The following is a 9,325-nucleotide window of genomic DNA, read 5'->3' as shown; positions in this document are numbered from 1 at the left end:
CAGCATACTTTAGATTTATAATTCATTGATAAAAAAGTAAATGACCATTTAAATTGACTGCTAAACAGCCTTTACTGTTCCGTTACTCCCCAAACCCCTATTTCAACAAAAAATCCATTTTAGGTTTTCTTTCTGACAAATAGCTTTCCTGCCACATTAGTTGATCAACTAATGTGGCAGTTACCTTGTGGGAACTGATGAAACGCTGTGCCCGGTAGATCATCAGTGCCGGCTGAACTTTGTTACTGTGTCTTAAAATTTGCGGAAACCGGCCTGGCCGGAGGCCTACCGATAAAGGGTCGGTTTGGATATAGAGAATTACTGTACGGTAAGCCTGAGTTTTGAACAGACTTGCCTGTGGAAATAGGGGGTATCCCCGCGCTATAGGGTGCTACCAAGGGATTGTGTAGTCCCTCCGGTTTTTAGTACCATCGCCAGTTAGAGTCTCCGGCCAGTTTTTGCCTTGCATAGATAACCGGCGGTAGATTGCCAAGTGAACTATGTGGGCGTTCCTCGTTGTATTCCGTCCGCCAGTTTTCTGTTAATTCTCGCACTTCAGACAGCGTTCGGAACAGATACATGTCGAGTATTTCCGTTCGTAATGTCTTATTAAACCGTTCGATAAATCCGTTCTGCATTGGCTTACCCGGCTGAATAAAATCCAGTATGACTCCATGCCGTTCGGCCCATTCCGACAGGGCTGCGGCGGTGAGTTCCGGTCCATTGTCGCTTCGGATAAACGCCGGGTAACCTCTTTCTGCGCTGAGTCGTTCCAGAATGCGCACTACGCGATGCGCCGGGATATTTAAGTCCACTTCGACTGCCAGCGCTTCCCGATTAAAATCATCGACGACATTAAACAATCTGAATCGCCTTCCATCCATCAGCGCGTCACTCATAAAATCCACTGACCAACAGTGATTCATGTTAACGGGGACCGCCAGAGGCTGCGGATTCCGGTTGGGTAAGCGTTTTTTACCCTTGCGTCTGAGGTTTAGTTTTAACCAACGATATATTCGGTAAACGCGTTTCTTATTCCACGATAACCCCGTCTGGCGCAGTTTGTTGAACATCAGGCCAAATCCATAGGCCGGATAATGATGCGCCAGGTTTTGTAGCGCCTCGATGACCGGAATATCCCGTTCGGCATTCGGGCGATAATGTAAAAGGCTTCGGCTAATACCGATAATCCGGCACCCGCGTCGCTCGCTGGCCTGATGTTCCGTCATGACATAGTGCACCAGTTCGCGTTTATCGGGGACCGTTAAAGTTTTTTTGCGATGACGTCCTTGAGGATCTCATGGTCCAGGCTCAAAGAGGCGTACATCTGCTTTAATCGCCGGTTTTCCTCTTCCAGCTCTTTCATGCGTTTGATATCCGAGGACTCCATGCCGCCATATTTGGATTTCCAGTTGTAGTAGCTGGCTTCTGAAACCCCATTCTCACGGCAAACATCCTTCACATGTCGACCGCCTTCAACTTCTTTCAGGACTCGCAGGATCTGGGATTCGGTGAAACGTATTTTCTTCATAGCGCACCTCCATTGGTTGTATTTTAACCAGAGGACTCTATTAAGCGGTAAGACTAAATTCTGGGGGGACTACACAGCCATCGGCGTCGGTGAACAGCATCTGTCTGCTGAAAAGCGCGCTGGATATCGGTTTTAATGATGACGGGACGCAGGTTGTGCCAGTGCCGGTCAGAATTGGCGGCCGCGCCGAGGGACTTAATGCGCTACTGAAAAGCTGTGGCTGGGAGGCCGTCAGTAACGACGATCACTAGAAACTGGTGACCATCAGCGCTGGTTGAGCAGTAAAGAACGGGTCGCCAGCAGGCAACCCGGTAGTGTCAGTGGGTGATGCGCTGCAGATCTTCTTCAGTCAGACCGGTCATGGCCATCACTTTATTGCGATCGATGCCGCTCTGCAGCATCGTACGGGCAATTTTCAGGGTCGCTTCGCGCTCGCCTTCAGAGCGTCCTTTCTCGATGCCGCGCTGTTCGCCAAGCTGGATACCCTTCTCGAGGCCTTTCTCGAGGCCTTTCTCCAGCCCTTTCTGTTCCAGTCGTTGTGCAATAGTCATTAAAATCTCCTCGTGTTGCGGTGACCGGCGGGCCAGTTCCTGCAGGAATGCCTCGGGTCTGGCCGTGTCTCCCGTCTGCAGCATCCAGTTCATCAAAGTGACCAGTTGCTCATCGGTAGTGTAACCCGCAATCAGCAGGGTGACCAGATGTTCGGTCAGCTCAGCCAGGTCGCGGGTTTGTGCGTGCTTCAGCATCAGTTCCAGCAGGGCCATCCGGCGGTGCTTCATGATTTCATCGTCATCGATAGCGCCAACATCGATGAGGGGAAAATCACCGGTATACAGTTTTTGTGCTGTTCCCGGGCTGGCAAACAGCTCCGTCCAGTTCAGCGTATATGGCCAGGGGCTGCCACGGCCGTGTGAAAACAGCAGCGGAATAACCAGCGGCAGCTGCTCATGACCGGCATCCAGGTGTTTCTGCATGGCGGCAATGGAGTACCGCATGAGTCTGAACGCCATATGCCTGTCCGGGCTGCTCTGGTGCTCAATGAGCGTATAAATGTATCCCTCACCCCCGGTGGTCTTCAGGGAGTACAGCACGTCGGCAAAATAGGTTCGCAGGTTTTCCTCAATAAAGGAGCCAGACTCCAACTGCAGGGTGGTCAGGTCGCACAGCTGCAGCAGTTCTGCGGGCAGATGCAGAGCCAGAAAATCCCGGGCGGTATCTGTATGGGTCAGGAAGGTTTTAAACAGCCCGTCATGGGGAACTGGTGACTTCCCGCCCTTTCCTTTTCTGCCTGACATTCCGCGTCTCCGTTGGTTTAAGTGTGGTCATCTGGCAGTATTATACCGGAGCTGAGGTCCTGGTACCTTCTGTTTCACAGGGGGCCGTTCCGGGGTGGTTCGGCCCCCTCTCCTGTTATTCCGGTGACACCGGGCTGACCGCATCGTCACGCAGTCGCATGATGGTCTGCCTTGAGGTTCCAAACTGGCGGGCAACGGCGCTGATACTGGCCCCTGCCTTCAGTTGCTCAAGCGCGGTCTGTCGCTGTTCGTTATTCAGCGCCGGTGGCCGACCAAACCGTTTCCCGGCGGCCCTGGCCCTTGCCCTTGCCAGGCCGGAATGCGTGCGCTCAATCAGCAGGTCCTTCTCAAACTCCGCTACCGCCGAAATGACCTGCATGGTCATCTTTCCGGCCGCGCTGGTGAGGTCCACGCCGCCCAGCGCGAGACAGTGTACGCGAATATCCGACTCTGCCAGCTGCTCCACGGTCTTCCGCACGTCCATTGCGTCACGGCCCAGGCGATCAAGCTTGGTCACTATCAGCACATCGCCATTTTCCATGCGGTCAAGTAACCGGTCAAAGCCGGGCCGTTCACTGGCGGCAACCGAACCGCTGATTTGTTCCTCAATCAGGCGCTGGGGTTTAACGGTAAAACCGGCTGCTTCAATTTCCCTGCGCTGGTTTTCAGTTGTCTGTTCCAGTGTGGATACACGGCAATAAGCAAAAGCTCGTGACATGGCGTAATCTTCTGTACGAAATGGGTGTACGAATTATAACCCATGTACGAAACTAATTTCACTAAGTTTTGGACAGGTACTGTAAGGGGGGTACGAAAACGGTCATTTTTGTACATGCCGTTAATACTGCCAGACAACCGCAAAAGCTGTAGCGTACTTTCATAGCCAAGACATCCCTTCAAATTTTGATATATCGTAAGTTTTAGTTGTTTTTACTCATTTGAGTTTTTTACTCAGCAATCGTCAAAGTGAGTAAATGAGTTTTTGTGTAAATGTGTGTTTTTGCTTTTACTCATTTAACTGAGATGGTAAACTCAAAAACTCAGAAGAGTAATTAAGTAAATACACAAAGGAGTTTTTGAGTATGAAGGTGATTTCTTTTCTTAACCCTAAAGGCGGTTCAGGTAAAACCACGGCAGTAATCAATGTGAGTACTGCAATGGCTCGAGCGGGATACAACATCGCAGTTGTGGATACAGATCCTCAGATGAGCCTGACAACCTGGAGTAAATCTGGGAAGGCTGCATTTGATGTGTTTACAGCCGCTTCTGAAAAAGATGTATATGGCATTAGGAAAGACCTTACTGAATATGATTTTGTCATCGTTGATGGTGCCGGTTCGCTTTCCGTTATTACATCTGCTGCGGTAATGGTCAGCGATCTTGTTATCATTCCGGTTACTCCCAGCCCGCTTGATTTTTCTGCAGCAGGAAGCGTTGTCACTGTCCTTGAAGCGCAGGCATATAGCCGGAAAGTTGAAGCTCGTTTTCTCATTACCCGAAAAATCGAACAGGCAACCATGCTTAGTGTTCTAAAAGAAAGCATCAGGGACACTGGAGTTAAATCGTTCCGCACGGCTATTACCCAGCGTCAGATTTACGTCAAATCGATTCTTGATGGTGACAGCGTGTTCGAGTCTAGTGATGGAGCTGCTAAAGGTGAAATCGAAATCCTTACAAAAGAGATAGTTAGCATTTTTGAGTAATTGTGTTTTTACTTATATACTCAAATGAGTAATTGATGATGGGAGTAAATATATGGCACTTGAAAAAGCCCATAGTGGTAGCAAAAAAATGACATTCGGTGAGAACAGAGACCTCGATAGGGTGGTTTCTGCGCCAGTCCTATCAGGAAAAGTTAAGCGTGTTAACGTCAATTTTGATGAGGATAAACACACCAGATTTAAAGCCGCCTGCGTGCGAAATGGAACTTCAATAACGGATGTCATCAACCAACTTGTAGATGGTTGGCTTAAAGAAAATGAATAACCGCCATTTAAGCAGTAATGTACATCGGACTGTCAGTGTCGAGGGATACTGCTGGTGTCCTCTTCAGGCTGTGGGGCGCGACCAGGCGCATTGAACGTGATGGTGATGATCTTTCTGGCCAGCCCCTCATCGGAAAGAGCATCATCCACACTGACATCACGAATCAGTGGACTTTCTTCTTCTATATGTTGGGCAATATCCCGCAGCCACTCTGCCAGCATTTGTCTGTCCATCCTTTTTCGCTCCGGTTGTCTACAGTCAGCACCAACATACCACATCAGGAAAAGTGAAGTTTGCGCGGTGATTAAAAAACAACCACTCTATCAGGTGCGCTGTCATCCGTGCAGGTAGCGACCTGGGCGGAATACCCCCATTTTATACACAGGATTGCCCACCGAAATTGTGGACAGCGACGATGATAATAACGATGTCGCTGCGCTCCTCATTCATGCCGTTCAACGGTGACCGCCGTGCCGCTACTGTAGCCGGGCCGCTGTGCAGAAAAGGGAGGCTTCGCCACCATCCTCACCCGGTCGCAGTGATTTCAAAATGCATTTTCCGCTGTCTTCCCGTCGTTCTCCGGCTCAATTTTCGCCGTCAAACCGTCCAGTCAGCGTCAGCTTTTATCTGCGCTGCGGCTTGCGGTGGTGCCCTTGTCTGCTCCGCTTTTCGCCCGGCTGTCGTATCGGCACGGCGTAACTGGCGCCGCATTTGAGAAAGGAGAACTACCATGTCCCGATTTATCCAGGGTAATTGCGTCCATATCATGTCCGGCTTTCCGGATAATGCTGTCGATTTCATTCTGACTGACCCGCCATATCTCGTCGGTTTTCGTGACCGTCAGGGGCGTACCATCGCCGGCGATAAAACCGATGAATGGCTGCAACCTGCCTGCCATGAGATGTATCGCGTGCTGAAAAAAGACGCGCTGATGGTGAGCTTCTACGGCTGGAACCGCGTCGATCGCTTTATGGCCGCCTGGAAAAATGCGGGATTCAGCGTTGTTGGTCATCTGGTTTTCCCTAAAACCTACACATCGAAGGCCGCATATGTGGGCTATCGCCACGAGTGCGCCTACATCCTTGCAAAAGGCCGTCCGCCCCTGCCGCAAAACCCGTTGAATGACGTGATTGCGTGGAAATATTCAGGCAACCGGCACCACCCGACAGAAAAACCCGTAACCAGCCTGCAACCGCTGATTGAGTCCTTCACACATCCCGGCGCGATTGTGCTCGACCCCTTTGCCGGCAGTGGCTCCACCTGCGTGGCCGCCCTCCAGGCTGGCCGCCGCTACATCGGTATTGAACTGCTGGAGCAGTATCACCGTGCCGGACAGCAACGTCTCGCCGCCGTCCGGCGCGCCATGCAGTACCCGGCCGCTAACGACGAGTTCCCGGAGGCCGCGTAATGAACTATGCAGGACACGAAAAACTCCGCGCAGAAGTGACGGAAGTCGCCAACAGCATGTGTGACCTGCGGGCGACGCTGAACGGGATGGAGCACCGCTATCGCTTTGATTCTGATGTGCTGGCCGAACGCCTGACCCGTCAGACCCTTTTTCGCATTAATGCCCTGTTTATGGCGGCATACAACGAAATTCTTGAGCTGGATGCCTGCTTTAAGGACTAAGGAGAAAAACATGTACGGAACCTGTGAAACCCTCTGCCGGTTGTTAGGTGAGCTGTATCCCGCAGAAACCCCGCTGAACCTCATTGTCTGGTCCCCGGCGGATATCGAAGCGCTGGCCGACGGAATGGAATATGCCGTTTCGGAACAGGACACAAGGGCGGTACTGGCGCGTATGGACGCCATACCGGAAGAACAACAGCTTGAGTCGGGCGTGTCTGCCAGTGCGGTGATGGATCTGATTGAACAGGTGAAACAGGCCGTTCCGGCGGTAATGGTGCCTGCTGACCTGCTTGAAACCCTGCTGATAACCGCTGAACAGGCGTTGTGGCACAGGGAATGGTCCGCCCGGGATGAGAACCATCCGTTGCCGGAAAGTGTTACCCGTCGGCTGGCTGATGCGGCGAAAGTTCGCGCCTTACTGAAAAACTGAAATCTGCACGCCGCCCGGGCGGCGTGTACTGACCCCGTTCAGAGGACCCATTATGCAGGAAACCACCACGTTAAACGCCCTTGTGATGCGCCGTGCGCGCGATTTGATTGCTGATTATGGATGGCCTGACCATACCGATGTTGATCAGCGTGATCCGGTCAATAAACCGGGCTGGATAAGCATTTATGCCCGTCTGGATGCGGCAAATATTGTTCATCTGCTGCCTTTGCTTTGTACCGGTGACGTACCCGCAGAGCTGCAAAGTGCCATGACAAAAATAGCCGGGACGCCAGCGCAGATTATTTTATCCGGCAGCCGCTATGCCGACGCGCCGCAGCTTCCGGAGGACGGAACACAGATAGCGTTCCCCTGGACCGGGGAATGGCTGACGGAGCCGGAGATTCAGGCTGTAACGGATTGCCTGTCTCGCGCCGTGCGGGATGTCTCCCGGCAGGTATGGGAGGATGCGCGCCGGATAAAGGCGGCGCTGACCACGCGCGGGGAAACGCTGTTTTATCGCCAGACCCGAAATTTCCGTCTGGTTGTGAAGGAAAACGATATGCCCTGCTGGCTGGACGATGACGACAATTTACCGGTGGTGCTCGATGCCATCCTGAACAAAGGGGCACGCTACAGCAGCGTCGAGATCTTTGTTATCAGCGACAAAGTGGATCAAATCCTGGCATGTGGCCAGATGTGCGATGTGCAGCGTATTCCGGGCGAGCCTCCGCGCCGGTGGATGGATTTAACCCTGTTACATGAGGTCATGGCAGAAGCGCGTGCAGAAATAAGTCTTGTCCGCAATGCCCTGTCAGCAATCCGGCCAGTGTAGCGAACAGCAGGGGGCGGCGGCCCCCTGAATCAACATCGAAGGATAATGATGTCGCTGGCTCCGCTTATACGGCTCTTCCTCCACGTTGTTCCGGCTTCGCGGTGAGTAGTGTCCGATGCGGCCTGCGGCAAACGCCGTGCCTCTACTGTAGCCGGGCCGCGGCTGATGCAAGGGAAGCGTAAACGCCGTCACCTTCACCCGGTCGCAGTTTAATTCATACGTTATCCGCCGTCTTCCCGTCGTTTTCCGGCTCATTTTTCGCCGTCAAACCGTCCAGCCTGCTCCTGCTTTTTTACTGCGCTGCGGCTTCGGTGACGCCCTTGCATCCTCCGCTTTTCGCCCGGCTGTCGTGTCGGCACGGCGTAAGCCGGAACTCAGACAACATCGACTATGGAGGATTTTTTATGCGCACTACGATCACCACACCGGCTGTTTATGTGGGTACGTATCACAAATACAACTGCGGCAGCATTTTTGGCAAATGGTTTGACCTGACGGAGTTTGACGGCAGGGAGGATTTTTACGAGGCCTGCCAGGCGCTGCACGCCGATGAATGGGACGCAGAATTTATGTTCCAGGACTGGGAGGGCATTCCGTCGCAGTTCGTCTCTGAAAGCTCCATTGACTGGGATTTTATCGCCGCTTACAAACGCGCCGAAGAAGAGGGCAGGGAAGCCGCGTTTATCGCCTGGGCGGAGTATACCGGCGAGTGTGACTATGACGCGTTTGATGATGCGTATCGCGGCGAGGCGGAAAGTGAGGAAGAGTATGCGCAGGAGATGGTTGACGATAACGGCCTGCTGAATGAGGTGCCGGAGCCGCTGCGCAGCTACTTCGATTTTGAGGCGTATGCCCGGGATTTGTTCAGCAGCGGCTATGTGTTCCATGACGGTTATGTCTTCAGTGACTGATTTTCCCCGGCAGGCGGTTCAGCCGCCTGTCAGTCCGCGCGCAAAACCCTGGCAGGCTCTGCCTGCCGGCGAAGTACGCCGCGCCTGCGGCGCCGCGTATCTCCGCCAGTGTCTGATGTACCTGTGGTGTCAGGGCATGAATACCGGTGTGCTGCAGCTGGTCGGCGTTATTTCTGTTCCGGTGATAATTTCTGCGTTGCCGTTGCCGTTGCCGTTGCCGTTGCCAATAGTGGTCATACCGATGGCGTACTGGCTGATATTGCTGTTCTGTCGGTATTTCTTCCTGTTGTGTCTGCCTGTGGGCGACTTCCCTGACGGGAACCGGCGCTGTCGTAAACGGAGCCGGTAAACCGTCTCCGCCCTGTCGGGCTTCCATCGCACTGCCGCAGGGTCAACATCACGCTTGCGGCATCCGTAAACGGATGCGCCGCTCTCACCAGCCCGGCGGTAATGCTGCCGGGCCTCTTCGGGGCAACGCCGTTTCGCGCCCGCGCGTTCCGCCGTTGCGGCGGGTTCCTGCTCATCTTCTCCTGGTCATTTCACCCCTCTGAGTCCTTTCGCCGGGGCTGAGACAAGCACAGTCGCTGTCAGTTGTCCAGGGTAAATGGCACGCGGTAAACCGCGCCCTGGACATCCGCCATCGCCCGCGCTGGTTTACGCCCCTGCGGCGAACGGCTCTCAAACGGGTGAAGGTAACAACCAGCGGGAGCG

Annotated in this window: 13 protein-coding genes; 9 read left to right on the top strand and 4 right to left on the bottom strand. The window is 53.3% G+C overall.

The features are described 5' to 3' along the window. Positions 1-422: 422 nt before the first annotated feature. Positions 423-1,531, bottom strand: a protein-coding gene (locus ACWKX3_RS20535; protein WP_454542355.1) for an IS3 family transposase whose coding sequence is annotated in 2 segments (ribosomal slippage) — positions 423-1,279 and positions 1,279-1,531 — 1,110 coding nt in all. Because the reading frame shifts where the segments join, the coding sequence is not laid out codon by codon here. Positions 1,532-1,620: 89 nt separating this feature from the next. Between ACWKX3_RS20535 and ACWKX3_RS20530 the strand changes: the two genes are divergently transcribed. Continuing rightward, positions 1,621-1,782, top strand: a complete 162-nt coding sequence (locus ACWKX3_RS20530) for a hypothetical protein (RefSeq protein WP_454542354.1) — start codon at positions 1,621-1,623, stop codon at positions 1,780-1,782. A 66-nt stretch (positions 1,783-1,848) separates the two neighbouring features. Here ACWKX3_RS20530 and ACWKX3_RS20525 read toward each other — a convergent pair whose 3' ends face one another. Both ACWKX3_RS20525 and ACWKX3_RS20520 read right to left on the bottom strand, forming a co-directional pair. After that, positions 1,849-2,826 (bottom strand): Rpn family recombination-promoting nuclease/putative transposase, encoded by a 978-nt coding sequence (locus ACWKX3_RS20525; protein WP_454542353.1) that lies wholly within the window; start codon positions 2,824-2,826, stop codon positions 1,849-1,851. A 115-nt stretch (positions 2,827-2,941) separates the two neighbouring features. Beyond that, complete coding sequence (locus ACWKX3_RS20520; protein ID WP_454542352.1) at positions 2,942-3,544, bottom strand: recombinase family protein; 603 nt, start codon at positions 3,542-3,544, stop codon at positions 2,942-2,944. A gap of 364 nt (positions 3,545-3,908) precedes the next feature. Here ACWKX3_RS20520 and ACWKX3_RS20515 point away from each other — a divergent pair, with 364 nt between their 5' ends. Together ACWKX3_RS20515 and ACWKX3_RS20510 are read left to right on the top strand one after the other, a co-directional pair. Further along, complete coding sequence (locus ACWKX3_RS20515; protein ID WP_017694172.1) at positions 3,909-4,529, top strand: ParA family protein; 621 nt, start codon at positions 3,909-3,911, stop codon at positions 4,527-4,529. A gap of 52 nt (positions 4,530-4,581) precedes the next feature. Further along, a complete protein-coding gene (locus ACWKX3_RS20510) occupies positions 4,582-4,812 on the top strand; it encodes a plasmid partition protein ParG (protein ID WP_454542351.1) in 231 nt (76 codons plus the stop codon). Positions 4,813-4,844: 32 nt separating this feature from the next. On the opposite strand, the gene ACWKX3_RS20505 is transcribed toward ACWKX3_RS20510, so the two are convergent. Then, entirely contained in the window at positions 4,845-5,045 is a 201-nt protein-coding gene (locus ACWKX3_RS20505; RefSeq protein WP_454542350.1) for a hypothetical protein, read from the bottom strand. Between the two features lie 497 nt (positions 5,046-5,542). Between ACWKX3_RS20505 and ACWKX3_RS20500 the strand changes: the two genes are divergently transcribed. The 6 genes from ACWKX3_RS20500 to ACWKX3_RS20475 all read left to right on the top strand — a co-directional run bounded on the left by ACWKX3_RS20500 (position 5,543) and on the right by ACWKX3_RS20475 (position 8,963). Beyond that, positions 5,543-6,220: a DNA methylase gene (locus tag ACWKX3_RS20500; protein ID WP_454542349.1), complete on the top strand. Its 678-nt coding sequence runs from the start codon at positions 5,543-5,545 to the stop codon at positions 6,218-6,220. Beyond that, a complete protein-coding gene (locus ACWKX3_RS20495) occupies positions 6,220-6,441 on the top strand; it encodes a hypothetical protein (protein WP_022652245.1) in 222 nt (73 codons plus the stop codon). Before ACWKX3_RS20500 ends, ACWKX3_RS20495 begins: the two co-directional genes overlap by 1 nt. Before the next feature lie 10 nt (positions 6,442-6,451). Then, on the top strand, positions 6,452-6,871 hold the full coding sequence (locus tag ACWKX3_RS20490) for a DUF1380 family protein (RefSeq protein ID WP_454542348.1): 420 nt from the start codon (positions 6,452-6,454) through the stop codon (positions 6,869-6,871). 52 nt (positions 6,872-6,923) lie between these two features. After that, the gene (locus ACWKX3_RS20485; RefSeq protein WP_454542347.1) at positions 6,924-7,703 is read left to right on the top strand and encodes a hypothetical protein; all 780 of its coding nucleotides are present in this window, start codon (positions 6,924-6,926) and stop codon (positions 7,701-7,703) included. A 404-nt stretch (positions 7,704-8,107) separates the two neighbouring features. Continuing rightward, positions 8,108-8,614: an antirestriction protein ArdA gene (locus ACWKX3_RS20480; protein WP_454542346.1), complete on the top strand. Its 507-nt coding sequence runs from the start codon at positions 8,108-8,110 to the stop codon at positions 8,612-8,614. Beyond that, positions 8,598-8,963, top strand: a complete 366-nt coding sequence (locus ACWKX3_RS20475) for a hypothetical protein (RefSeq protein ID WP_454542345.1) — start codon at positions 8,598-8,600, stop codon at positions 8,961-8,963. Before ACWKX3_RS20480 ends, ACWKX3_RS20475 begins: the two co-directional genes overlap by 17 nt. The last annotated feature ends 362 nt before the right edge of the window (positions 8,964-9,325 follow it).

This window comes from Enterobacter sp. UPMP2052 (assembly GCF_053709675.1).
The sequence above is the reverse complement of the archived record's forward strand: the minus strand, read 5'-3'. Positions and strand labels throughout refer to the sequence as shown.

Coding starts and splice junctions, on each gene's coding strand:
- ACWKX3_RS20515 (WP_017694172.1), top strand. CDS start 3,909: ATGAAGGTGATTTCTTTTCTTAACCCTAAAGGCGGTTCAGGTAAAACC.
- ACWKX3_RS20495 (WP_022652245.1), top strand. CDS start 6,220: ATGAACTATGCAGGACACGAAAAACTCCGCGCAGAAGTGACGGAAGTC.
- ACWKX3_RS20525 (WP_454542353.1), bottom strand. CDS start 2,826: ATGTCAGGCAGAAAAGGAAAGGGCGGGAAGTCACCAGTTCCCCATGAC.
- ACWKX3_RS20505 (WP_454542350.1), bottom strand. CDS start 5,045: ATGGACAGACAAATGCTGGCAGAGTGGCTGCGGGATATTGCCCAACAT.
- ACWKX3_RS20520 (WP_454542352.1), bottom strand. CDS start 3,544: ATGTCACGAGCTTTTGCTTATTGCCGTGTATCCACACTGGAACAGACA.
- ACWKX3_RS20510 (WP_454542351.1), top strand. CDS start 4,582: ATGGCACTTGAAAAAGCCCATAGTGGTAGCAAAAAAATGACATTCGGT.
- ACWKX3_RS20485 (WP_454542347.1), top strand. CDS start 6,924: ATGCAGGAAACCACCACGTTAAACGCCCTTGTGATGCGCCGTGCGCGC.
- ACWKX3_RS20500 (WP_454542349.1), top strand. CDS start 5,543: ATGTCCCGATTTATCCAGGGTAATTGCGTCCATATCATGTCCGGCTTT.
- ACWKX3_RS20480 (WP_454542346.1), top strand. CDS start 8,108: ATGCGCACTACGATCACCACACCGGCTGTTTATGTGGGTACGTATCAC.
- ACWKX3_RS20475 (WP_454542345.1), top strand. CDS start 8,598: ATGTCTTCAGTGACTGATTTTCCCCGGCAGGCGGTTCAGCCGCCTGTC.
- ACWKX3_RS20490 (WP_454542348.1), top strand. CDS start 6,452: ATGTACGGAACCTGTGAAACCCTCTGCCGGTTGTTAGGTGAGCTGTAT.